The 25744-nt window shown below is 59.9% G+C and carries 17 protein-coding genes and 1 pseudogene; 4 read left to right on the top strand and 14 right to left on the bottom strand.

Going from position 1 to position 25744, the window contains the following annotated elements; genetic code table 11:
* Positions 1-41 precede the first annotated feature (41 nt).
* Both FQ705_RS28945 and FQ705_RS34855 read left to right on the top strand, forming a co-directional pair.
* A complete protein-coding gene (locus FQ705_RS28945; protein WP_144147371.1) occupies positions 42-1097 on the top strand; it encodes an NAD(P)-dependent alcohol dehydrogenase in 1056 nt (351 codons plus the stop codon).
* A gap of 54 nt (positions 1098-1151) precedes the next feature.
* Complete coding sequence (locus FQ705_RS34855) at positions 1152-1781, top strand: DUF305 domain-containing protein (protein ID WP_313955686.1); 630 nt, start codon at positions 1152-1154, stop codon at positions 1779-1781.
* A gap of 90 nt (positions 1782-1871) precedes the next feature.
* Here the strand turns inward: FQ705_RS34855 and FQ705_RS28935 are convergent, their stop codons facing one another.
* On the bottom strand, positions 1872-2777 hold the full coding sequence (locus FQ705_RS28935) for a LysR family transcriptional regulator (RefSeq protein WP_144147366.1): 906 nt from the start codon (positions 2775-2777) through the stop codon (positions 1872-1874).
* 175 nt (positions 2778-2952) lie between these two features.
* Between FQ705_RS28935 and FQ705_RS34695 the strand changes: the two genes are divergently transcribed.
* Positions 2953-3477, top strand: coding sequence for a type 1 glutamine amidotransferase domain-containing protein (locus FQ705_RS34695; protein WP_260854652.1), 525 nt, complete (start codon positions 2953-2955; stop codon positions 3475-3477).
* A 377-nt stretch (positions 3478-3854) separates the two neighbouring features.
* On the opposite strand, the gene FQ705_RS28925 is transcribed toward FQ705_RS34695, so the two are convergent.
* Together FQ705_RS28925 and FQ705_RS28920 are read right to left on the bottom strand one after the other, a co-directional pair.
* A complete protein-coding gene (locus FQ705_RS28925) occupies positions 3855-4544 on the bottom strand; it encodes a dihydrofolate reductase family protein (protein ID WP_144147363.1) in 690 nt (229 codons plus the stop codon).
* 16 nt (positions 4545-4560) lie between these two features.
* A complete protein-coding gene (locus tag FQ705_RS28920) occupies positions 4561-5379 on the bottom strand; it encodes an alpha/beta fold hydrolase (RefSeq protein WP_186308063.1) in 819 nt (272 codons plus the stop codon).
* Between the two features lie 680 nt (positions 5380-6059).
* Between FQ705_RS28920 and FQ705_RS28915 the strand changes: the two genes are divergently transcribed.
* Positions 6060-11648: an AAA family ATPase gene (locus FQ705_RS28915; protein ID WP_313955685.1), complete on the top strand. Its 5589-nt coding sequence runs from the start codon at positions 6060-6062 to the stop codon at positions 11646-11648.
* Between the two features lie 169 nt (positions 11649-11817).
* On the opposite strand, the gene FQ705_RS28910 is transcribed toward FQ705_RS28915, so the two are convergent.
* The 11 genes and pseudogenes from FQ705_RS28910 to FQ705_RS28860 all read right to left on the bottom strand — a co-directional run bounded on the left by FQ705_RS28910 (position 11818) and on the right by FQ705_RS28860 (position 25314).
* A complete protein-coding gene (locus FQ705_RS28910; RefSeq protein ID WP_144147358.1) occupies positions 11818-12843 on the bottom strand; it encodes a substrate-binding domain-containing protein in 1026 nt (341 codons plus the stop codon).
* A gap of 156 nt (positions 12844-12999) precedes the next feature.
* Entirely contained in the window at positions 13000-13941 is a 942-nt protein-coding gene (rbsB, locus tag FQ705_RS28905; RefSeq protein ID WP_144147356.1) for a ribose ABC transporter substrate-binding protein RbsB, read from the bottom strand.
* Positions 13942-14032: 91 nt separating this feature from the next.
* Complete coding sequence (locus FQ705_RS28900; protein ID WP_313955684.1) at positions 14033-14971, bottom strand: ABC transporter permease subunit; 939 nt, start codon at positions 14969-14971, stop codon at positions 14033-14035.
* A 59-nt stretch (positions 14972-15030) separates the two neighbouring features.
* Positions 15031-16524, bottom strand: coding sequence for a sugar ABC transporter ATP-binding protein (locus tag FQ705_RS28895; protein WP_313955683.1), 1494 nt, complete (start codon positions 16522-16524; stop codon positions 15031-15033).
* A gap of 22 nt (positions 16525-16546) precedes the next feature.
* Positions 16547-16945 (bottom strand): D-ribose pyranase, encoded by a 399-nt coding sequence (gene rbsD / locus FQ705_RS28890; RefSeq protein WP_144147347.1) that lies wholly within the window; start codon positions 16943-16945, stop codon positions 16547-16549.
* Positions 16942-17832: a ribokinase gene (rbsK, locus tag FQ705_RS28885; protein ID WP_144147344.1), complete on the bottom strand. Its 891-nt coding sequence runs from the start codon at positions 17830-17832 to the stop codon at positions 16942-16944. The genes rbsD and rbsK overlap by 4 nt, the downstream gene beginning before the upstream one ends.
* A gap of 318 nt (positions 17833-18150) precedes the next feature.
* A pseudogene (katG, locus tag FQ705_RS28880) lies at positions 18151-20332 on the bottom strand (catalase/peroxidase HPI).
* Between the two features lie 169 nt (positions 20333-20501).
* The gene (locus FQ705_RS28875; protein ID WP_186308061.1) at positions 20502-21608 is read right to left on the bottom strand and encodes an alkene reductase; all 1107 of its coding nucleotides are present in this window, start codon (positions 21606-21608) and stop codon (positions 20502-20504) included.
* Positions 21609-21662: 54 nt separating this feature from the next.
* Complete coding sequence (locus FQ705_RS28870; protein WP_144147338.1) at positions 21663-21974, bottom strand: putative quinol monooxygenase; 312 nt, start codon at positions 21972-21974, stop codon at positions 21663-21665.
* Positions 21975-22038: 64 nt separating this feature from the next.
* Positions 22039-23448 (bottom strand): NAD-dependent succinate-semialdehyde dehydrogenase, encoded by a 1410-nt coding sequence (locus FQ705_RS28865; protein WP_144147335.1) that lies wholly within the window; start codon positions 23446-23448, stop codon positions 22039-22041.
* 465 nt (positions 23449-23913) lie between these two features.
* Positions 23914-25314: a replication initiation protein gene (locus FQ705_RS28860; protein WP_144147332.1), complete on the bottom strand. Its 1401-nt coding sequence runs from the start codon at positions 25312-25314 to the stop codon at positions 23914-23916.
* Positions 25315-25744 lie beyond the last annotated feature (430 nt).

Genomic DNA, 25744 nt, shown 5'->3' with positions numbered 1-25744 from the left:
ACAGTCATTTATTTCGCACAAACTTTGCAAAGGAGTCGGATATGAAAGCAGCGCGCATGCACGAATATGGAAAGCCGGCCGTCCTGGAAGATATACCGATTCCAGATATCAAACCCGATGAAATTCTCGTCAACGTCAAGGCATGCGGAATGTGTCGCTCCGACGTGCAACTCATCGACGGGTATTTCCGTAAATACGCCGACATCCCCACGCCTATCACGCTAGGTCATGAAATCACCGGTGTCATCGACAAGATCGGCAGCCTCGTGCCGAAGACAGTCGGTCTGGAGGAAGGAGATCATGTGGTCGTCGCGCCGGGATGGGGCGATGGCATTTGCCGACATTGCCAGGTTGGCAACACCCACATTTGCCCGAATGTGCGTTGGCCAGGTTTCGGACCCGTTGGCGGATTTGCGGAATTCATTCCGGTTCCCGCGCGTTATCTGATCAAAGTGGACAAGCGTCTCCCGTTTGAGACGCTTGCGCCGCTTACCGACGCCGGACTCACACCTTATCGCGGGATCAAGAAATTGCGCGATGCAGGCGCGCTCGATCCAGATCGGATTGTCGGCGTTTTCGGTGTAGGCGGGCTGGGGGCGTATGCCGTGCAGTATGCCAGGCTGCTCGGTTCCGGAGCAAGGGTGGTCGCATTCGCACGCAACCCCGACAAGCTTGCCATTGCGAAGGAATATGGTGCCGATTTCACTATCAACATCAAGGGCAAGAGCGTCGACGAGATCGGCAAGGAACTCAGCGCGCTGACGGGCCAGAACACGGTCGATGCCATGATCGATTGCGCAGGCGCGGTCGAGATGGTGCAACTTGCAACGAGTCTGTTGTCCATCAGCGGCCACTATGTCGACGTGGGTCTGGTGGGCGATCGCATCGATATTCCACTATTTCCCCGGGTTTCTCGCGAACAGACGCTGCACGGTTCGTTCTGGGGCAACAACCTCGATCTGATGGAAGTGATGGCGCTTGCGGCACAGGACAAAGTGCGCCACACCATCGAAACCTTCTCGTTCGACCAGATCAACGACTATCTGAATCGCCTGCGAGTAGGAGAAATTGTCGGTCGCGCAGTCATGAAATTTTGACCGACAGATGGGGTTGGGGCATCAGGTGAGCACCGACCCCGGCATCATCCCGCCATGTATCTTTCCCGACTTGCTCAAGCGCTACGCGCAACCACTGCTACGCGGTTGATCTATTCCCGGGCGCTTCAACTATCTATATTCAGCGGACGCGCTTTGCTGGTAGTGTTCGGTGATGCGACGCCACGGAAAGCGCACTCCGGTGGAACTCGCCCTGGATACGGAGGACAGCAAGTCATGGGTCTCAGATCACACGTCACACGTACCTGGCGAGGCGGCCTGATAACGGCGCTCGGTGTCTTCACAATGAGCCACACGGGCGTTGCATTGCCGGCGTCCGACGAAGAGTCGTTCACGACAGCGAGAGATGCGGCCATGTCCACGATGACCAGGAATATGGATGTCAAGCCATCGGGAAACGTCGACGATGACTTCGCCGCGTCCATGCAGGCGCAAAACCAGGCAGCCATCGAGCAAGCTCAGGCCGAGCTCCGCTACGGACACAACGAGCAGCTTCGACATATCGCACAAGCGATCGTCGTACAGCGACAGCAGGAGATCGCCGCCATGCGCGATGCGGTGAACCAAGCCTCTGCGCGACCTGGCGCTCCGGCCAGTCAGGCGGAGCCGGAGCATTTCGAGGTGCCCCACAGGAATCCAAAGATGTATGGACCTCCAGGCAGTTGACGAGGACGTCGCTCTGCTGCATCGACTCGTCACTGGCAGAACGCCCGGTTGGTTTGTGCGCGTAGCAGTTGCTCGCGCAGGCGACTCACCCTACCCGCTCAGGTCAGGATTGCGTTGGACCAGTTCGTATACCCATTCGCTGAACACGCGCACACGGGTGCTCAGGCGGCGATGAGGATAGAGGAGCGAAAGCGGAAGAGACGGGCAGGGAAAGTCAGACAGAATCTCACGCAACGCGCCCGCTTCGATCGCCTTCGCAACGGTAAAGCGCGGCGCCTGGATGAGCCCCAACCCTTCCACGCCGGAGGTGACATACACCTGGCCGTCGTTGACAGCGACGCCGCCGTCGATCTGCTTTCTGACGACGGTGCCGTCCACTTCGAACTCGAACGGGTACATCCGGCCCGTTTGCGACGAGAAATAGTTGACGGCGCGATACCGCTCGAGATCGTCCGGCGTGGCCGGTTCGCCCATCTGATCAAGGTAGTCCGGCGCGGCGCAGGTGGTCATGCGCACACGTCCGAGCGGCCTCGCCACGAGGTTCGAATCGTCGAGCACGCCAATGCGAATCACACAATCCACGCCTTCCTGCACGAGGTCGATAGCACGGTCGGCCAGGCCCAGTTTTACGGCGATGTCTGGGTAAAGCGAGTGGAAATCCCGCATCCTCGGAATCAGCACGGTGGCCGCGAAAGTGATCGAAGTGTCGACGCGAATCGTTCCGCGCGGGCGCTGCCTTTTGTTCGACAGCGCGGATTCGGCGTCGGACACCTCGGCGAGAATCCGGGCGCAATATTCGTAGTAGAGCGCGCCGTCGTCGGTGACCTGCACGCGGCGCGTCGTGCGATTCAGCAAGCGCACACCCAGATGTAACTCGAGACTCCGCATGAGCGTCGATACCGTGGCGCGCGGCATCTCCAGCGAGTCCGCCGCCTTCGTGAAACTCGACGCATCCACGATGCGCTTGAACACGGCCATGCCCTGAAGTATGTCCATAAGATGCAATGCTCTCGAGTACATGCGCACGATCGTTGGAATGACAGCGCGACGGGCCGCATTTGCCAACCGCCTTTTCGTCAGATTTGCTTCTGATAGACTCGCCACACGCGCCGCGCCCAGCACGATCGTCGTGTTAGTGAATGGAGTTGCGTCGGACTAACAGTACATAACAATGGCACATGTCCTCATTCCACTCCCTTCACTCGACTTCGACCCGACCGAGGTTGCAATAAGCTGGCTGGTTCTCACTTCCGAAGGTCACCGAGTTAGCTTCGCCACGCCAGATGGTCAGCCAGCCAAAGCGGACCCCGTCATGGTGACCGGGCGCGGGCTCGATCCGTGGAGCCCGCTGCCGGTCCTGGGACACATCAAACTCATCGGCCTTTTCCTCGGAGCCAATGCGCAGGCGCGCCGGGCCTACGCGAAGATGGCTGCGACGGCAACCTACCAGCAACCCGAGCGATGGGCGAACCTGAAGGCAAGCGAATATGATGCGCTGCTGCTCGCAGGCGGTCATCGCGCGAGAGGAATGCGGCAATTTCTGGAGAGTGAGACGCTCCAGCGTCTGGTCGTTCAATTCTTCGACGCGCAGAAACCCGTCGCTGCCATCTGCCATGGCGTCCTTCTCGCGGCACGCAGCAAAACGTCGAATGGCATGTCGGTGCTTTACGGGCTCAACACTACCGCGCTGACCTAAAATCTGGAAAGAGCGGCAAGCAACATCGCACGCTTCACCAGGTTCTGGGACCGCAACTACTATAGAACCTACACGGAGAAAGCGACCGAGCCGGCGGGATACATGTCTGTCGAACAGGAGGTCGTCCGGCAGCTTGCACGGCCGCAAGATTTCGTGGACGTCCCTCGCGACCATCCTCAGTTCCGCAAAAAGACTTCGGGGCTTTCGCGCGACACCGCAGCGGACGACACGCCGGCATGGGTCGTCGTAGACGGCAAATACGTCTCCGCGCGATGGCCGGGCGACGCCCACACTTTCGCAAGAACATTTGCCAAGGTACTCGCCGGCGAGAGTCGTCCGTAAAGCAGCAATGTACTTGCGACGACCACACGTGCGGATCAGGTGACCTGTTGCGCCGTGCTATATCGCAGCCAGACCGCTCCATGTTCCAGCTTGTCGACGGACGTGAGCTTGAGATAAGCCGGCGCCTGCCATTCGTCCATGGCTATTTCGAACGACGAGGGATGCTCGCTGCGACCGTCGACAAGCGGGATGATCAGCACGCTCACTTCGTCGACGAGTCCCTCTTTCACGAACGCGCCGCTGATGCGCGAGCCGCCCTCCACGATCAATTTTTTAACACCTAACTCGGCCGCCAGCGTTTGAATCACTTTCGCCAGATCGATCTCGCTCTTGCCGCCAAACATGTACGAGACGTTGATCGACCGCAGGTACGCCAGATAGTCGTCGGTCACCCCTTCGGTCACGACTTCGACGACGTGTGATTTGAGTGCCGTATTGCTTTTCCACGCCACGCGCCCATGCGGGTCGATCGAGATTGCGTATTGGCTCGCAGTGCGGTCGACAAAATGATCGGTGCGTGGCACTGCCCCCTTCGCAAGTCCCTTCGGATAGTCCTCGCCGTGCGAGACTTCCTGCATGGTCACACGGCCGCAAATCCAGCCGTCCGCTTTGAATTGGGCGGCGGTCTCTTCGTACAGACCAAAGACGAAAGGAAGACGCCACCCGTCGGTCAGACTGCGGCCGTCGAGCGATGACATCATATGGACCGCGATATAAGGTTTCATGCTCACGCGCTCCGTATCAGCTTTGCAGGAACGCCAGCAAATCGGCATTGACCTGATCTGCGTGCGTCGTACACATGCCGTGAGGCGCACCGGGATAAACCTTCAGCGTCGCGTTCTTGACGATCCTGGCCGTCATCCGACCCGCAATGTTGACGGGAACCAGCTGGTCGTCGTCACCGTGCAAGACCAGGGTGGGAACATCGATCTTCTTCAGATCCGCTGTGTAATCGACCTCGAACTGCTGCACACAGTCGTACTGTCCCAGGATCGATCCGGCCATCCCTTCCCGCCAGAATTCGTCGATCGTGCCTTGTTCGACTTTCGCATTCGGCCGGTTGAATCCATAGAAGGCCATGGCGAGATTCTTGTAGAACACGGAGCGGTTGCCCGTCAGGTTCTCACGAATGCCGTCGAACACGGATGTAGGCAGACCGTCCGGATTGCTTTCGGTCTTGATCATGAGCGGCACCACCGCGCTGATCAACACCGTCTTTGCCACGCGTGACGAACCATGCCGGCCGATATAGCGAGCGACTTCACCGCCTCCCATCGAGTGGCCGACGAGGGTTGCTTCCTTGAGGTCGAGCGCATTGATCACGGTCGCCAGATCGTCCGCGTAAGTGTCGACGTCGTTACCGCGCGACGACTGGCCGGAACGGCCACTACCACGACGATCGTGCGCGATCACACGATATCCCTTATGCACCAGAAACAGCATCTGGGCATCCCACGCATCCGCGTCGAGCGGCCAGCCGTGCGAAAGGACGACGGGTTTCCCGCTACCCCAGTCCTTGAAGAAAATCCGGGTGCCGTCCTTCGCAGTCACGGTATCCATCGTGTGTACCCCTTGGTGTTGTTGATGGGAGGCGTTACGTGTATTGGCGCCGCCCGCAGTCGCGGCCATCGTCATCACCGGCGCTGCGATTGCGGCGGCTGCGACTCCGGCGCCCGCAGCAAGCAGTTGTCGGCGATTCGAAGAGGCAATGCCGGTCGAGTTGTCCATTTTTTTCTCCAGGCTTTTTGGCGTTGAGGAACAGGGTCGATGACGATGCCGGAACTGACGTCGTATTCGCTACGTCATCACTACCGTGATTGCACGTCGTCGATCGTCATCTCGAAGCTCAGATCGGTTGAAACTTCTCACCCGTTTTCATGTTACCGCCGGGGAATTTCTCTCTGTTTCGGCAACGCACGATATTGCTCAAAACCGCATGGACGATCGCTGCTTCCAGGTATCGATTTGCGCCCAGTCCTCGCCAACGCCGACGGCGCGCATGGAGTGACGACAGAAAACGCTTGTTAAGCAATCGTTTTCAGCAGAGACTAAAACTCAGGATAACGAGTCATCCCGTGGGCCAGTCGATTGGCGCCACGGTGCGACATTCGAGTGGGTAGAAGTTGGACTCGCTCGGCGTTTTTCACCCGGCGCCCTTTCGTACGCGAACGGCTCAGCGGTGGCAAAGGGACTCGGAATCGCGCAAAATCACCGAAGAACAGTGTTCCCAGCGAGACAACATGGATTACATGGATCTCACCGGATACGAGTTGGAATCGCTACGCGCCGATGGAGATTTTTCGTTATACCGCGCCCGGCAGCCAGGCAATCCTGTCTCGGTACTCACGCTAGTTGCGGCACGCCCGGCGTCCCGAAGCGTCACGCGTCTCGAGCACGAATACTCCCTCGCGGCCGTGCTGGATTCCCGGTGGGCGGCCCAACCCCTCGCGCTCAGCCGCCACAACGCGCTACCCGCGTTAGTTCTCGACGATAACGGCTGCGAACCGCTCGACCGCTCGCTTGGGCGGCCCCTCGAAATGACGCACTTTCTGCGTCTTGCCCTCAACCTCGCAATCGCAATTGGCCATGTTCATCGGCGCGGCCTGATTCATAAGGACATTAAGCCGGCGAATGTGCTTGTCGACGCCCATGACGCGCTGCGGCTCACAGGTTTCGGCATCGCATCCCAATTGCAGCAGGAGCGCCAGACACCAGCGCCCCCAGAGATCATTGCCGGCACGTTCGCTTATATGGCACCCGAGCAGACCGGCCGGATGAACCGGTCGATCGACGCACGCAGCGATCTCTATTCGCTGGGCGTGACGCTGTACGAGATGTTGACCGGAACGTTGCCGTTCATGGCATCGGACGCAATGGAATGGATTCATTGCCATATCGCCCGGCAGCCGCCGCCACCGAGCGAACGCGTCAGCGGCATCCCCGCGCCGGTTGAGAGCATCGTACTCAAACTGCTCGCCAAGACCGCGGAAAGTCGCTATCAGACCGCCTCCGGTGTCGAAGCCGATCTCAGGGCCTGTCTCTCGGCGTGGCAGTTGCATGGCCGGATCGAACCGTTTCCACTTTGCGCGCACGATGCCTCTGACCGGCTGCTGATCCCCGAACGACTGTATGGGCGCGCCGAGCAGATCAAGGCGCTCATCGAGACTTTCGATCGCGTCGTAGCCACTGGCAAGGCCGAAATGGTGCTCGTCTCGGGTTACGCCGGAATCGGGAAATCGTCGGTCGTCAACGAGTTGCACAAGGTGCTGGTCCCGCCGCGCGGACTGTTCGCGGCCGGCAAGGTCGATCAATACAAACGCGACAGTCCTTACATGACGCTGGCGCAGGCCTTTCAATCTCTTGTCCGCGAATTACTCGGGAAAAGTGACGAGGAGGTCGATCGCTGGCGAAGCGCCCTCATGGAAGCCTTGGGCCCGAATGGCGAACTCATGGTGAATCTCATCCCGGAGTTGGCGCTTATCATCGGCGAGCAACCGCCCGTCCCCGCCCTCCCTCCACGCGATGCACAGAGCCGCTTCCAGCTCGTGTTTCGACGATTCCTCGGCGTGTTTGCCGCAGCAGAGCATCCTCTCGCCTTGTTCGTCGACGATCTTCAATGGCTGGACGTCGCGACCCTCGATCTGATCGAGCATCTGATGACGCATCCCGAGGTGCGGCATCTCCTTCTGGTCGGCGCATACCGTGACAATGAGGTCGATCTCCCGCATCCACTGATGCGCACGCTCGACTCGATCCGACGCGCCGGCGGGCACATGGAGGAGACCGTTCTCGCTCCCCTCATGCCTGCAAGCGTCGCGGAACTGGTGGCCGATTCGCTACGCTGCGACCGCTCGATGGCTCGTCCACTCGCACAGTTAGTGCATGAAAAGACGGGTGGCAACCCATTCTTCGCGATCCAGTTCCTCACTGCGCTGACCGAGGAGAAGCTGCTTGCATTCGATCATGGCGCCGCCAGGTGGACATGGGATCTACCTCGTATTCGGGCCAAGGGCTTCACCGAAAACGTCGCCGACCTCATGGCCGCGAAGCTTGGTCGTCAGCCGGCCAATACGCAGGACACGTTGAGGCAGCTTGCCTGCCTGGGCAACGTGGCCGATGTCGGCACGCTGACGCTCGTTCGCGGCGGCGCCGCGCAAGAGGTTCACGCAGAACTGTGGGACGCCGTGAAGTCGGGTCTCGTCTTCCGGGTCGAGAACACTTATAAGTTTGTCCATGATCGCGTTCACGAGGCGGCGTACGCGTTGATTCCGCTCGACGAACGCGCGGCAGCGCATCTGCGGATCGGCCGGTTGCTCGCATCGGGGACCGCGCCCGAGGAACTCGAAGAGCGCATCTTCGATATCGTGAATCACCTGAATCGCGGCGCCGCGCTGATCACTACGCAGGAAGAGCGCGAGCGCGTAGTAGAGTTGAACATCGTGGCGGGCAAGCGCGCGAAACATTCGACCGCCTACGTCTCCGCTCGAAACTACCTCGCGCAGGCCGCCGGGCTACTGTCCGCGGACGCCTGGACGCGACGCTACGAGGAGACCTTCGATCTCTATCTCGCACTGTCCGAGTGCGAATATCTGGTGGGAAATTTTCGCACGGCGGACGCGCTGTTCGACATGATCCTGGGCCTGGCGCACAGCAAACTCGATCGGGCCAAGGTGTATAGCCTGCGCATCAAGCAGTATCAGGTTGCGAGTAAGTATGACGAAGGTTTCAACGTGGCGCTCGGGGCGCTCCGGGATTTCGGTGTGACCCTGCCGGAAACCGGTCACGACATTCAGATCGCAGTCGAAGCCGGGTTGCGGGAGGTTCAGACCAGTCTTCGCGGACGCGCCATCACCGACATGCTCGATGCGCCGATGGCGGACGATCCCACGATGCAAGCCATCATCAACCTGCTGGTGGATGCGGTGCCTTGCGCATACATCGGACGGCCATTGCTCTTCCCGTTGGTGACGCTGAAGGCGATCAACCTTTCCATGCAGCACGGCAATACCGATCAATCGAGTTTCGCTTACGGCGTGTATTCGCTCTGGCTGGTCTCGGCAATGGGCGATATCGCCTCCGCCTTCCAGTTCTCCGAACTGTCGCTGCAACTCAACGAGAAGTTGGGCAATCTCCATTTGCGCGGGACCTTGCTTCACCTGCACGGCGACCACGTCAACTTCTGGCGTCATCACTTCGCGACCGGCCTGCCGATTCTGGAGCAGGCCTTCGCCGCCTGTCTCGACGTGGGCGACTTCGTGTACGGGGGTTTTCTCGCCTTCGAGACCGTCTGGCAGTTGATCGAGAAGGGAGACGCTCTTGAAGACGTGCAGACGCAGTCGGTGAAATTCGCGGCGTTCGCGCGGCAAAGCCACAACGATGCCGTCTACGAGACGATACGACTCGAGCAGCAATTCATCGCGAGCCTTCAGGGCCGGTCGACGCGCACGCTCAGATTGGGCGACGGCACGTTTGACGAGACGGCAAGCTTCGCCACTATCGTCACGGCAACGTTCGGCTGCGGCATCGTCTTCTATCACATCATGAAACAGATACTCGCCTTCCTCGATGGCGAGTATGGCGAGGCGCTCGATTGTGCGACGCAGGCCGAACCAGTGCTCGCTGCCGCCATGAGCATGCCGATCGAGGCAACCTATCACTTCTATCACGCGCTTACGCTGACTGCGCTGTATCCGACGGTATCTGTCGCTCGGCAACAGGAATTCAGGGTAGTCCTCGAGACGAAGCTCCGCAAATTCGAACACTGGACTCATCACTGCCCCGAAAATTTTCGCAATCGGCTCGCGCTGGTCCGTGCGGAGATCGCGCGTATCGAGGCCCGTGACTCCGACGCCATGCATCTTTACGAAGAAGCGATACGCTCCGCCCGCGAACACGGCTTCATTCAGAATCAGGGCGTGGCCAATGAAGTCGCCGCGCGGTTCTATGCGTCTCGCGGATTCGAGACGATCGCCGACACTTATCTTCGGAATGCACGCGCCTGCTACGTGCGCTGGGGTGCTTTCGGCAAAGTCCGTCAACTGGACAGGACCCATGCGCAATTGCGGCAGGAAGTGTCGCTGCACGCCGAGAGCACGATGGCGACTTCGGTCGAGCAACTGGACCTTGGCACCGTCGTCAAGGTGTCGCAAACAATCTTCAGCCAGATCGGCCTGAATGAATTGATTCACACGCTGATGATTCTCGCACTTGAGCATGCTGGCGCCGATCGGGGGGTGCTGGTGCTGCCACGCGGCGATGAGTTGTGGATCGAAGCGGAAGCGGCCACGGTGCGCGATACGGTCGAGGTCCGCATTCCTCATACTCGCGTTGCGCCCGCTGCGTTCCCCGAATCGATTCTGCGCTACGTGATACGGACCAGCGACAGCCTTTTGCTAGACGATGCCCTGGACCAAAGCCCCTTCTCGGGGGACGAATACATCCGGGATCACGCCTGCAGATCCATTCTGTGTCTGCCGCTCATCAAGCAGGGCAAACTGATCGGCGTGCTGTATCTCGAGAACACCCTGACCCCGCGCGTTTTCACGCCCGCCCGCATCGCCGTGCTGAGGCTGCTGGCGTCCCAGGCCGCGATTTCGTTGGAGAATGCAAGGCTATACGCCGACCTTCGGCGCAGCGAGCATCGCTACCGTCACCTCTTCAGCGAAACGCCAGTCGGTTTGTGGCAGACCGAGGCCCAGGCTCTGATCGCCATGTTGACGGAGCTACGAGCGCAAGGTGTCGAGGATCTTTCAGCCTATATCGATGAGCATCCCGAATGGCTGGCCAGCGCGCTCGATGGGCTCATCCTCGAAGACGTCAACAACAGTGCGGTGCAGATGTTCGGCGCGCGGGACCGGCGTGAATTGCTCGGCCCGCTGAGTTGGGTCTGGCGGGAGAGTCCCGCCACTTTTCGACGTGCGCTGGAAAGCCGCTATAACGGCGACGATCTGTTTCAGGAGACGACCCGGCTTCCGACACTGGACGGGCGAGTCATCGATGTGCTGTTCACCGTTGCGCGCCCTCGAATGAGCGACGATCCAGGCGTCGCCGTCATCAGTCTGGTCGACCTGACAGAACGTATTCGTGCACAGGAAATGCTTCAACGTGTGCAGGCGGACTTTGCACACGCGGCGCGTATTTCCATGCTCGGCGAGCTGACCGCCTCGATTGCCCACGAACTGAAGCAACCGCTCACCGCTATCGCCTTGAACAGTCAGGCCGGTTTAGGCTGGCTCAATCGCCCCGTACCGGATCTCGCCGAAGTACGAGCCACCAACATGCGCATCATCGCCGATGCCCGGCATGCGACGGAGATCATCGGCCGCATTCGCGGCATGGCAGTTCGACGAGCACCCGAACGCACGCTGACATCGCTCGACGAACTCATCGATGAAGCGCTCGTGTTTTTGCGTCACGAAGTGCAATCGCGCCACGTCGCCGTGACGCGCCAACTCGTCGATGGGACGCCTCAAGTGCGGGTCGACCGCATCCAGTTGCAGCAGGTGGTCGTGAATCTCACCGTGAATGCCATGCAGGCAATCGAACAAACGCGAAGTACCCGGCGCGAGATCACGATCCGGGTCGCCATGGAGGACGCCGCCACGCTGCGTTGTGTCGTCGAAGATAACGGTCCGGGCATCGCCCTGAATCATCTCGACAGCCTGTTCGAGAGCTTTTTCACGACCAAGGAGAACGGCATGGGGATGGGACTGCCCATTTGCCGGTCGATCATCGAAACCCATGGCGGCCATATCTCGGCGGACAATCGGTCCGTTCATGGCGGGGCGCGGTTCTACTTCACTCTTCCGGTGGCCGGCACGGATAGTTGAGAAACAGGGTCCGCCCTTTGAGGGGTGGACGTTGAAAAAATTGACAGTTAGTTGCTTTTTATCCCGACCAGCAACATCCGGCATGCTCGCGAAATCGCTACGCGAGCAATCGCCAATCAGAGACGTCGAGCGAGCGGAGGGTATCTGGAAAGCGAGGCGTAGCGTTGCTTCAACCCGGCGCGGAAACCACGCGCCGATAGTGGATATGCGCAGGCACCTGCAGCGACGCAGGGGTCGCCTCGCCTTCGAGCAACGCCATCACACAGCGCAAACTCTGGTCGGCAAGCTGCTGGCTGTCCTGCACGATTGCGTCGATCGGGAGCGGCAGGCAGTCGAGCAATTGGTGATCGTCGAAGGTCATCAGGCGTTCGGGCGCCTGCGCGAGTTTGTGGGTTTCGCTAATGAACGACAACACGCCTTCGAGCAGTGTGATCGATCCCGCGAATAGCGCCTGCGGATAGCGGCCGTGCTGGCCGAACCAGGCCTGCATCAGCGCGTGGCCCGAATCGCGCTGAAAGTCGCGTTCGTGGACCCAGCCGGGCTGCTCGGCCACACCGTGCGCGGCGAGCGCAAGACGGTAACCGGCCAGACGGTCGCGGCTCGCGGATAGCTCGGGCTGACCGCCAAAATAGATGACTTCGCGTACGCCTTGCTGCAGCGCATCGCCCACCAGGCTCGCGACGGTTTCGGTGGCGTCGGTTACGACATACGGAATCTGGCTATCGAGCACACGACGATCCGCAAACACCAGCGGCAGTCGTTTCATCCATTTCTCGTAGCGCCTGGCGTCGGCTGTGCAGGGAACGACGATCATCCCGTCCACCTGATGCGCAACCAGATGTGCAATGCCTTCGGTCTCGCGCGCCGGGTCTTCGTCGCTGGTGACGATCACCAGTTGATAGCCGTATTGCTTACGGCATAGCGACTCCATCGCCTGCGCGAGTGCCGAGTGTGCGGAATTGGTGAGGTCGGGAATGACCAGTCCGACGGTATTGCTGCGCCGCGAACGCAGCGAGCGTGCCGACTGCGACGGTACGAAGTGATTGTCGCGCGCTACCTGCAGCACGCGCTCTACCGTTGCCGCCGAGATGCGGTAGCGTTCCGCGTAGCCATTGATCACCATGCTGGCAGTCGTGCGAGAAACGTTCGCGAGCCGCGCGATGTCGTCGATAGTCAATCGCTCGAACTGGGTCACACTGATTCCTGAGGTCAAAAATGTTGACGCCCCCGGTAAAGGGGGCGTTACACCGGCTGCCGCCGGCGAGGTCGCACTCGCAACGCGACACGCAACCATTCCGCATAGCCCGCCATCTTTGCCGGATGGTACTACGCGTGCAGTTGCCTTGGGAACTTACTGTTTGAACAGGTTCAGCGGAACAGGGATCGACTTGTCGACGCTCTGACCGTCCATCAGTTTTCTGGCCGTTTGCACGCCGTATTGGCCGATCAATTCCGGCTGCTGCTGGACCGTCGCCGCCATCGTGCCGGCCTTGACCGCCGCCATGGCATCGTCCGTCGCGTCGAAGCCAACGACCGCCACATTCTTCAGACCGGCTGCCTGCAACGCCTTCACCGCGCCGAGCGCCATTTCGTCGTTCTGCGCGAACACGGCTTGAATATCCTTGTTGCTCTGGATGATGTTTTCCATCACCGACAACCCCTTCGCACGGTCGAAGTCGGCGGGCTGCTTCGTGACGATCTTTACGCCGCCCTTGGCTTGTGCTTCGTCATCGAAACCGGTGCCGCGTTCACGCGCTGCCGACGAGCCCGGAATACCTTGCAGCTCGACGATATTGCCCTTGCCGCCGAGCTTCTCGACGAGGAAGTCCGCCGCCATCTTGCCGCCGGCCGCGTTGTCCGAGGCGATATGCGAGCTGACTTCGGCACCCTTCACGCTACGGTCGAGCGAAATCACCTTGATGCCCTTGTCAGTCGCTTCCTTCACCACGTTGGCGACAGCCGACGAATCCGTCGGGTTGATCAGGATGACACTGACCTTTTTCTCGATCAAATCTTCGACGCTGGCCTGCTGCTTGGCCGGGTCGTTCTGTGCATCGACGGTAATCAGCGTCACGCCTTCTTTTTTCGCCTCGTCTTCCGCGCCCTTGCGAAGCGACACGAAGAACGGATTGTTCAGCGTTGAGATCGACAGACCAATCTTCGCTTGACCCGACGCAGCGCCGGAAGCCGGTGCGCTCGACGACGTGGAAGCCGATTCCGGACCTTGCTTCGAACATGCCACGAGCCCTGCGATCAGCAATGCACCGATCAATGGCGATACGATTTTTTTCATTGTCTTCCTCCTGAAGCTCAAACGTAGTGTGTGTAAAACGGAAACTCTTCAGCGGCCGTCGATCACCCGCCGGCCGCGCGACGTCGCGCAGTTATTTCTTGCTACCGCGATCGATCAGCACCGCGAGCAGAATCACGGCGCCCTTAATGACCTGCTGATAGAACGACGACACGTCGAGCAGATTCAGGCCGTTGTTGAGCACGCCGATCAGCAGCGCGCCCATCAAGGTGCCGAAGATCCAGCCGCGTCCGCCCGTCAGGCTCGTGCCGCCGAGCACCACCGCAGCGATCGCGTCGAGTTCGTAGCCAGTGCCCGCCGTGGGTTGCGCGGAGTTCAAACGCGAAGTCAGGACCACGCCGGCGATCGCGGCCATCAGACCCGAGATCGTGTAAACCCACAATTGAATACGGTCCACCTTCACGCCCGACAGCTTCGACGACTCCGCGTTGCCGCCGGTCGCATACACGTGGCGACCGAACACGGTCTTCTTCAGCACGAACCAGAACACGGCGAACACGATCAGCATCAACACGACCGGGATCGGCACGATGTGCGCGATGTAACCGCCGCCGAGCATCGAGAAGAAGTCGCTGTTGAAATCGCTGATCGGACTGCCGTTCGATACCACGAGAGCGAGGCCTCGCAGCACGGTCATCGAGCCTAGCGTCGCGATGAACGGCGCCACTTTGCCCTTGCTGATCACGACGCCGTTCGCGAAGCCCATGAACGCGCCGGCTGCGAGGCCGGCCAATGTCGCCACGACAGCGGACGTGCCGTGCTGCATCAGGCTCGCGATAATCACCGAGGACAGCGCGAGCACCGAGCCTGCCGACAGATCGATGCCGCCCAGCAGAATCACGAGCGTCATGCCGAACGCGATGAGCGCATTGATCGACGCCTGACGCATCACGTTGAGCAGATTATCGACAGTCAGGAAGTCGGAGCTGACGATCGACAGCCCGACCGACACGATCAGCAGGGCAATCAACGGTCCAAGCTTTTGCAGCGTGGCCTTGGTATGGGGTGTCATGGTTAGTTGCGACATCTCGGTTCTCGCATGCGGCGGCTGTGCCGCCGAAAAAATTGATTTCAGGCCGCCGCTACCGCGTTGCCCACGTCGCCGCCGGTTGCGGCCGTCATGATCTGTTCCTGCGTCGCGCCCGCTGCCGGGAAAATGCCGTTCTGACGACCTTGATGCATCACGAGAATGCGGTCGCTCATCGCCAGCACTTCGGGCAATTCGGACGACACCATCACGATGGCGACGCCTTGCGCCGCGAGTTGATTGACGATCGTGTAGATCTCCGCCTTCCCGCCCACATCGACGCCACGCGTAGGTTCATCGAGCAACAGCACTTTCGGCGGGGACGCAAGCCACTTGGCGAAGACCACTTTCTGCTGGTTGCCACCCGACAACGACTTCACGTCGAGTTCGGCATCGCGGGTTCGGATACGCAATTGCTTGATGAGTTGGTCGACCGCGTTGCGTTCGGCCGTCTCGTCGACGACACCGAGGCGCGCGTAATTGTCGAGGTGGACAAGCGTCGCGTTTTCGCGCACCGACATGCCTAGCACGAGGCCCTGACTCTTACGGTCTTCGGTAACGAAACCGATGCCCGCGGCAATCGCGCCGGTCGCATCGCGCGCATCGACGATCTTGCCGTCGAGCGCGACGGTGCCCGCCGTCTTGCGATTCACACCGAAGAGCGTGCGCAGGATTTCGCTGCGGCCCGCGCCCATCAATCCGGCAATACCGAGTACTTCGCCGGCGCGCACATCGAACGTGATGCCGGACACGTTGCCGTCGTCCGCGAGGCCGGAGACGCTCAGGCGTACTTCGCCCGGTTCATGGTTGCGCTTCGGAAAGCGCTGACCGAGTTCGCGCCCTACCATCAGTCGAACGATGTCCTCGAAACTCGTCTCGGCGACCACGCGTTCGCCGACGAACTTGCCGTCGCGCAACACGCTGACCTTGTCACAGATGCGAAAGATCTCTTCCATCCGGTGCGAGACGTAGACCAATGCGACGCCGCGCGCCTTCATCGCGAGCATGATGTCGAACAGGTTGTCGATTTCGTGGTTCGTTAGCGCCGCGGTCGGTTCGTCCATGACCAGCACGCGCGCGTCGAGCGAAAGCGCCTTCGCGATTTCGACCAGTTGCTGCTGTCCGATAGATAGCAACCCGGCCTCGCGATGGGGGTCGATGCGTTGCGCGCCGACCATGTCGAGCCATTTACGCGCCTGTGCGTGCATCGCCTTACGATCGACCACACCGAACCGGCTCGGCTCGCGGCCGAGGAACATGTTTTCCATCACCGACAACTGCGGGATCAGGTTCAGTTCCTGGTGAATGATCGCGATGCCGGCCCGTTCGGCGTCGACGGTGCTGCGAATTTGCACCGGCTTGCCGTCGACGAGGATGTCGCCGCGATCGGGTTGATACACGCCGCACAGGATTTTCATCAGCGTCGATTTGCCCGCGCCGTTCTCGCCCATGAGCGCGTGGATTTCGCCGCCATCGATATTGAAGTGAACGCCGTCGAGCACACGGACCGGGCCGAATGCCTTATCAATCCCACGCATCGTCACTTGCATGACATGGCCCTCAGAAGATCACACCGGAATGGAGAATGACGTTCGCGTACGGACTGCATTCGCCCGTGCGAATCACGGCTTTTGCTTCGCCGCAGAGTCGCTTGAATGCTTCGTGCGACACGTCGGCAGTCTGGATGCCGGCTGCCGCCAACTGCGACATGCGCGCAGCGACGTTGGCGTTTTGCGTGAGAGCCTCAGTCGCGAACACGGCGCGTTCGACCTTGAAATCGTCCAGCACGCTGTCCAGCACGTCGAAAAAGTCGGGCGTGCCGAGCTTCAGCGACAGGTCGATGCATTCGACGCCTTCGGGAATCGGCAGGCCGCAATCGGCGATCGCGAGGCTGTCCGTGTGCCCCATGCCGGCCAGCACGCGCGCGATGTCGCGATTCAGATGTCCCAGTTTTTTCACGATGCTGCCTCCAGAAACTGTTCGAGTTCGGCAAGCGTCGGCATGCCGCCCTGTGCGCCCGCGCGCGTGACGGACAACGCGCCGGCCGCGTTGGCGCGCCACACCGCTTCGGCGACGCCCAGATGCCAGAACGCGGCCAGTGCGCCGTTGAACGTGTCGCCTGCACCGGTCGTGTCGACTGCATCGACGCTGAAGCCGGGCTGATGCTGCAATTCACCCGCACCGTTCGTGTAATAGGCGCCTTCCTTGCCGTGCGTCATCGCGATACGGCCAGGCATGCTGGCGAGCGTGCTGCGCCAATCCGCGCTACCGGTTTGCAACGCGGTCGCGAGTTCGTGTTCATTGGGGGTGTGAAGCGTGGTCAGGTCGATCAACTCGTCCGTCAGCGCGACGGCCGGCGCCGGGTTCAGGAAGAACGGCTTGCCAAAATGCCGTGCGACCTTTGCCGCGTGCAGCACGGTGCCGAGCGGCACTTCGAGTTGTGCGAGCACGACGTCCGCATGACGGATAGCTTCCTGCGCGCGGTCCACGTCGGCGGGCATCAGTTCATGGTTCGCCCCCGGCACGATGACGATGGCGTTATCGCTGTCGGACACCGTGATCGACGCGATGCCGGTCGAACCACGCCCGGTCGACACCCAACGCGTATCGACGCCGTCGCGTGCAAGCGTCGCCTTCATCTGCGCACCGAACGCGTCGTCGCCCACGCAGCCGATCATCGTGACCTCGGCGCCGAGTCGTGCCGCCGCGACCGCCTGGTTCGCACCCTTGCCGCCCGGATGCGTAGAAAACCCTTTGCCAAACAGGGTTTCGCCGGGACGCGGAAACGCCGCCGTCCTGACCACCATGTCCATGTTGATGCTGCCCACCACGACTACACGCGCCATACCACTCCTCTGGAATACCTTGCCATCCGATCAGCCGTGCAGCTTGCTAAAGCGCTGCTAAAACGTAATCAGCTTGGGGACGGATTTATATCAGAGCTGGACGGCAAGGGGAAGGCGGCTTAGGGTATTACCTGGTGTTTGGCGGCAGGAACGCAGCCGCAATAAGAATGAAAGCGGCGTGAATGACGCGGTTTCAGTACCGGCAGGCTGGCCATTGGAGATCGCCGTGTTGACTGGGCGATGCGCAGATTGCCATCCGCGATCGCCCTTGCGATGACCACCCTTTGCAAGGCTCGCCACCGCATTGCTTCGACATGCTCAAGCAAGGTCGAAGCGGTCGAGATTCATGACCTTGTTCCATGCCGCCACGAAATCGCGGACGAACTGCCCTTCCCCGTCTGTGCTCCCGTAGACTTCGGCGACTGCCCGAAGCTCCGGGTTCGAACCGAAGATCAAATCTGCACGAGTGCCGGTCCACCTGAGCTCACCGCTCACACGGTCGCGTCCCTCAAATAAGTCCTCGGCGGCCGACACGGCGCTCCATTGCGTATTCGTATCGAGCAGGTTGACGAAGAAATCGTTGGTCAACGTCTCGGGCCGCGTACTGAAGCGGCCGTGCTGACTCAGTTCGAAGTTGGTGTTCAGGACACGCATACCGCCGATCAATACCGTCATCTCCGGCGCGGTCAGCGTCAACTGTTGAGCCTTGTCGACGAGCATCGCTTCTGACGAAGCGAGGCAGCCAACGTCAAGGTAATTGCGGAAACCGTCTGCCATTGGTTTGAGTGCCGCGAAGGACTCCACATCGGTTTGCTCCTGAAGCGCATCCATGCGTCCCGGCGTGAAAGGTACGGTGACGTCGTGGCCAGCGGCTTTCGCTGCTTGCTCGACACCCGTGCAGCCCGCCAGCACGATCAGATCGGCCACCGAGATTTTCTTGTTGCCGGACTGAGCGCTGTTGAAATCACGCTGGATACCCTCCAGCGTTTCCAATACCACAGCCAGTCGGGCCGGTTGATTGATTGCCCAATTCTTCTGCGGCTCGAGACGGATGCGAGCCCCGTTGGCGCCGCCCCGCTTGTCGGACCCGCGAAACGTAGATGCCGACGCCCATGCTGTCGAAATCAGTTGCGATACGGGTAGCCCGGCGGCAGCGATTTTTCCCTTGAGCGCAGCGACATCGTGCACATCGACCAACTCGTGGTCGAGCGCAGGAATCGGGTCTTGCCAGATGAACGCTTCCGCCGGAATGTCCGGTCCGAGATAGCGTGTGCGCGGACCCATGTCGCGGTGGGTCAGCTTGAACCATGCTCGCGCGAAGGCATCGGCGAACTGATCCGGATTGGCGTGATAGTGCCTTGAGATCTTCTCGTAGACCGGATCGAGACGCAGTGCAAGATCGGTCGTCATCAGGGACGGCCCACGCCGCTTCGTAGGGTCTCGCGGGTCCGGCACCGTGCCCGCACCGGCGTCACCTTTCGGCTTCCATTGATGCGCGCCGGCAGGGCTTTTTCGTGAGTTCCCAATCGTAGCCGAACAGGCTTTCAAAGAAGTTGTTGTTCCACTTCGTCGGCGTGGTGGTCCAGGTCACTTCCAGGCCACTGGTAATCGTGTCATCGCCATTGCCCGTGCCGAACGTGCTTTTCCAGCCGAGACCCTGTTCAGCGATGCCGGCAGCTTCGGGCTCACGTCCGACGTGGGTGGCTGGACCCGCGCCATGCGTCTTACCGATCGTATGTCCGCCCGCGATGAGCGCGACGGTTTCCTCGTCGTTCATTGCCATGCGCGAAAAGGTTTCGCGAATGTCCGTGACCGCTGCTACCGGATCGGGATTCCCGTCGGGTCCCTCCGGGTTCACGTAAATCAAACCCATCTGGACCGCGGCCAGCGGTTTCTCGAGCTGCCGATTTCCCGTGTAGCGTTTGTCACCCAACCAGATGGTTTCATTGCCCCAGTAGACCGCTTCATCCGATTCCCAGGCATCCACGCGACCTCCGGCGTAGCCGATGATCTTGAATCCCATCGACTCCAAAGCCACTGTACCGGTGAGCACGATGAGATCGGCCCATGACAGCTTGCGGCCATATTTTTGCTTGATCGGCCAGATCAGTCTGCGGGCCTTGTCGAGGTTGACGTTGTCGGGCCAGCTGTTGATTGGCGCGAAACGCTGCTGTCCCGTCCCGGCGCCACCACGGCCATCGCCTGTGCGGTAAGTGCCGGCGCTGTGCCATGCCATGCGCACGAAGAAAGGGCCGTAATTGCCGAAGTCGGCTGGCCACCAGTCTTGCGATGCTGTCATGAGCACACGAAGATCCTGCTTCACCGCCTCGAGGTCGAGGCTCCTGAACTCTTCCGCGTAACTGAACTTGTCGCCCATGGGGTCCGACAAAGAACTATTTTGACGCAGGATTTTCAGGTTGAGGCGATCGGGCCACCACTCCTGAATCGATGTACCACTACCGGCCGCATGCATGAACGGGCACTTCGCTTCATCGGACATCTGCGTTCTCCTGAGCCTTTGGGGTCGTTCAGTAGCGTATCCGCAGGTCCGCAGTGACGTCTTTCGAACATGCACCCCGCTTTGTGCATTTGCACTATCACCGGGCTATATCCCGACTCGAGATGGAAGGGAGCGAGCGATCCAGAATGGGTCGCTTCGCTCCCTTCATTCAACCCGTGACGCTCTCGCCGAGCGTCTTGTAGTCGGTGTAGCCTGCGGCCGCACCGCCGTAAAAGGTCGCGTGATTGGGTTCCGTCAAAGGCGCGTTGCGACGCAGGCGCTCGACCAGATCCGGATTGCCGATGAACGGCCGCCCGAAGGCAACCATCTCGGCGTAGCCCGATGCGATGGCTTCGATCGCCATTTCGCGGCTGTAGCTGTTGTTGGCAATGTACTTGCCACCGAAGATGGCGTGCAGGGCTTTGAAATCGAAGGCGCTCGCCGCGTTATCACCGCGTGTTTGCCCTTCGATACAGTGCAGATACGCCAACCCTAGTTTGCCCAACCGTTCCACGTAAAAACCATAGGTTTTCTGCGGATCGCTATCCAACGGCGTATCGCCGGCTGAGCGTGTCAGCGGTGACAGGCGAACACCGACCCGGTCCGGGCCCCAGATCTCGGAGACCGCCGAAATCACTTCCACTGGAAAGCGCGTGCGATTCTCCAGCGAGCCACCATAGCGATCCGTGCGCTTGTTCGTGCTGTCGCGAACAAACTGATCCAGCAGATAGCAGTTCGCCGAATGCACCTCGACGCCGTCGAAGCCTGCCTCCATCGCACAGCGCGCTGCGTTTTTATAATCTTCGAGGATGCCGGGGATCTCGTCGGTTTCGAGCGCGCGTGGCATCGACGGAGGCGCCTGCTTGCCTGTCTCGAGGAAGATGAGTTCGCCCGCCTGGATCGCAGACGGCGCCACCGGGGCCGCGCCGTTTTCCTGCAAGTCGACATGGGACATCCGGCCAACGTGCCAGAGCTGACAGACGATTTTGCCGCCGGCCTCGTGTACCGCATCGGTCACCGGCCTCCACGCGTCGACGTGAGCTTCGGTGTAGATACCCGGCGTGAATGCATAGCCCCGCCCCTGTCGGGAGATGTTGGTGGCCTCGGTGATGATGAGGCCAGCGGTGGCACGCTGCCGGTAATATTCGATCGCGAGCGGCGTATGCACGCCGTTTCTGTCCGCACGCGAGCGCGTGAGCGGAGCCATGGCGATGCGGTTGGCCACTTGGATCTTACCAATCGTCGTGGGAGAGAACAGAGTGGCTTCGCTCGTCATTGTCATGATAAGAGCTCCTTGAAGTGAGTTAAAACAGCGGGGACTGCGGATGGCTCAAGCGTCACCTGCGTTGGCCACGTCGATCGCGCGAACGAGCGCAACGGTCCGCTCGCCTAACTCGTTGATGTGCGAGAGGTAGTTCTGGAAGTGAGGGGTGGCACGATGTGCCGTGACCGCTGCCGCGTCCTGGTACATCTCGTCGAGAACGAAACGACGCGGGTTGTCGATGTCCTGCCACAGGTCATAGCGGAGATTGCCAGGCTCGCTGCGTGACGGTGCGACCATGCCACGTAGCAACCTGGCCAGCTCATCCTCGCACCCCTCATGGGCCTGAAGCATCGCAACGGTTTTAACGGATGAAGCCACTTGTCTATCTCCTTGATATCGAACTGCATCACAGAGCCATCGATCCCATGTCGCCGCTGGATAGTCAGCTAACTTTCTTGATCCAGACGCCTTGAGCGTTCACGAACTCACGGAGGCCAAAATGCGACAGTTCCCGACCGTAGCCGCTATTCTTGACACCACCGACCGGAATGCGCGGATTTGACGCCGTGTATCCGTTGACAAAGACACCACCGGTTTCAAGCCGCCTCGCGATTTCAGCGGCTTTGGCGACGTCGGTCGTCCAGAGATTGCCGCTCAAGCCGAAGTCGCTCGTGTTAGCGAGACGAATTGCGTCCTCGAGATCTTCTGCAACTGAAATGGCGGCCACGGGCCCGAACACCTCTTCGTCGAATGCCGCCATGCCTGGTGTGACGTCACCCAACACGGTCGGCTCGTAAAAATAGCCAGGGCCTTCCACGTTCTTGCCACCAAGAAGCAGCTTTGCTCCGCTCGCGATCGAGCGCACTACCTGGTCATGAACGCCATCGCGAAGGTCACCGCGCGCGATCGGCCCGATCGTAGTGGACGCATCGAGGGGATCGCCGGCCTTGATCTTTTTGGCAGCGGCGACGAACTTTTCCGTGAACTCGTCTGCGATAGGCCGCTCGAGAATGAAGCGTTTGGCCGCGAGACACACCTGCCCTGCATTCTGAAATCTGGCCACGATGCCGATTTCCACAGCCTTGTCGATGTTGGCGTCCGACAAGACAATGAACGGATCGGCACCGCCGAGTTCGAGCAGACTGCGCTTGGCCACTTTCCCCGCGGTCGAAGCGACCGCAGCACCCGCGCGCAAGCTACCCGTGACCGTGACGGCCGCAATCCGTGGATCCTCGATCGCGCGTCCGACGACGTCATTGGTCGTGTGCAGAACAGTTATTAGATGCTTCGGAAAACCGCTCGCTTCGTAGGCTTGCACCAGACCATAAGCGCAACCCATGACATTGGGCGCGTGCTTCAGCACGAAACCATTGCCGGACAGCATGATCGGGCCTGCGGCGCGCATCACTTGCCAGAACGGGAAATTCCATGGCATGACGGCAAGCACCGTGCCGATGGGCAGGTACGAAACGTAGATCCTGTCCTCGCCATCCGACGCGATAGGTTCGACAGGTTCGTCCGCCAGAATCGCCGGCCCATGCTCGGCGAACCACTCCACCGCAGACGCGCATTTCTCGACTTCGGCGCGGGCTGAGGCAATCGTCTTGCCCATTTCGCTAGTCGCGAGAAGCGCAAGCGCTTCCGAGCGATCGCGAAGCGTCGCGGCGAGGCGTCGATAGCAGTTGACCCGCTCGGCCATCGGCGTCGCACGCCAGACCCTGGCGGCTTGCGCGTTGGATGCAAGCGTATTTTCGACTTCGTCAGGCGTTTGGAACGGATAGGATTTGATCAGCTCTCCGGTTGAAGGATTACGTGATACCGAGCCATCGAGTCCGGTCAATTCACTTTTCATCACCATCTCCAGTTTGTTAGTCAATCAACTATCGCAATAGACGAGCGCACCCAGGTCGCACCTTCACACCGAATCGGACGTGTGATCTGGATACCTAAATTACTTCAATTGGACAATGTGCGGCGCGTGTACCAACCGTGACGCGTCTGCCGATCATCGCGTGGATCATGCCGCAGCGACGGAGCTACAGTGAGGCTCATGCTACAGGGGGCAGTCGCGGAATTCTTTCGACAATGCACTGAGAATTGCGCAGGCGACTCGGGAAAAACCGTCGCAGCGTGTGATCGAGAGGTTCGATTGGAGAAAGGAGCTGACTCGTGGAAGGTCTCGTCTCGTCAAAGCGTATGTCTGTTCAAACGCGCCAGTGCTAAACAGAATGGGCTCAATGACGTACGCGCCCATTTATCGCAAGTCGATTGACGCTGGGTGCTGGATTGAAAACGGCGATCGCCACACGAACAGTTTCTATTGCCCGGCGGGCATCTTCTTTCGCTTGGCGAAGACGTGGGTACAGAACGAGTCCGCAATCACTTTGTCTTTGACGAGGATGTTCTGAGGGCTTAGTTCTTCGCGCTTCACGCCCTGCTTTTCAATCAGACGCTGTGCCATCAGCGCTCTGATATACGAGTTAAAGAGGTCGCGTTGAATGGCTGCGTCGACGGCTTCGAAGAACTCCCGGCCGGTCTTCACTTCCATCGCGACTTTCGCCTTGGCGGCTTCGTTCTGAGCTTCGAGGCTGGCATTAAGTTTTGCTTCGGCCGTACTGCGGGACCGGGCTTCGTCCTTACCGACTTCTCGAAGATTTGCGCGGACGGACACCATCTTTCTGTCAGCCTCGCCGATGCGATAGTTGCCGATGAGGGCCTTCCACAAATACCCTTTAGGGCTGGAAGTAATCTTCCCTTCATTCAGGCGATGCCGCGTGTATTCGACAGCCTGCATGAGACGCGCGTCGGTCCACTCGCCGCGATTGTGGGCGATACGCTCGAAATCTTCGGTCCCGAATGCGAACTCGTCGTGAAGGACGAGATACATTGAATCGTCGATACCCGCGCGCGCAGCGTCCGCCCCCTGCTTCTTTGTGAAGCGGAAACGCATCTTCAGCTTTTCCGGGGGCAGCCGATCGCCGTTCGCTTCCCAACTCACGTCGAAATCGGAAACCTCGTTGAGCTGGGTGATCGCTGGTTCGAGAAAGCGTTTTTTAAACTCTTTGACTTCTCTTCTGGACTCGCCCACTTTGCCGGGCCACTCCAAAATTTCTTCGTAAGCGAACCATTCCGTCACCCCATGCCCTTCGCAAGGAATCAGGCGGTCGTAAATCGCTCTGGAAAGCGAAAGCGAAAATGCCGTCGACGCCCTCAAGCTAAGCCAATGGGCTTTGTAAGGGCTAATCAGGTATTTGATCACTCGGCCCGACAACAAAACGCAGACAAGCCCGCGATCGATATAGCAATCGCCGAGCAGGCTAATCGTGCCCCACGCGTCTTTGTCCGTGAGTTCTTCGATTGACGGCGCGGTCATGATTTCAACGCGCGCCTTTGCCGCAGCCCTCATCTGGGCAACGAGGTGGCTGTGGTTGCGGCTGTCGTAACGCATCAACCACTTGAAGTAGTTGATCTCTGCGGTGAAGGTATAAACCTTGTCGTCGATCAGCTCGTCCGGCGCCTTGGCGGCAACGAGAAAGTAGGCAGCATCCAGGACCCGACGCGCGGCAATGCCGAGGCCGCCGACCCGCGTGAAGATATTGTTGCGCAGAAAACCGATGTCTCTCGACGCGTCGCTAATAGACGAGCCTTGGCCGGACATATCCTCGTAGATGTCCAGGGCAAGCTGATGCGGCGTGACGGGGAGGCTGTGGTTTTCCATTTAACTCAGTTCCATGCCGGGCACTCTAGCAGGGACGTAAAAGGTGTCAACACAAAAACCACCCCCTTCCGCGCGCGTGGATGTTGGTCTTTTCGACCCCTCACAGGATAGTCAGCACAAAAACCGCCTCTGTCGCGGCCCAACTTGCACCCCTCTTCTCACAAAATTCGACTCCGAGAACCCAATTTTCGACTTCAACGGCACAAAAACCGTCCCGGTTAGCACAAAAACCATCCCTATCCACAGGGGTTGTTGTTGATTTATAAGGGTTTTTCGGGCCCTGTCTGTTTGCGGGTGGGTTTATGTTTTAAAAAAAAGCTAACAGACCTGAGTCGGCCAACGAAAAACCGTCCATGCCGCTTGAGTCCTGGGCATTGGTAATGCGTTGATTTATAAAGGTAATTGTTCTGGAATCTGGTTGCGCACAAAA

The organism is Paraburkholderia sp. BCC1884, assembly GCF_900996225.1.
Taxonomy (GTDB): Bacteria; Pseudomonadota; Gammaproteobacteria; order Burkholderiales; family Burkholderiaceae; genus Paraburkholderia.
This window is presented reverse-complemented; position numbering and strand designations above follow the sequence as displayed.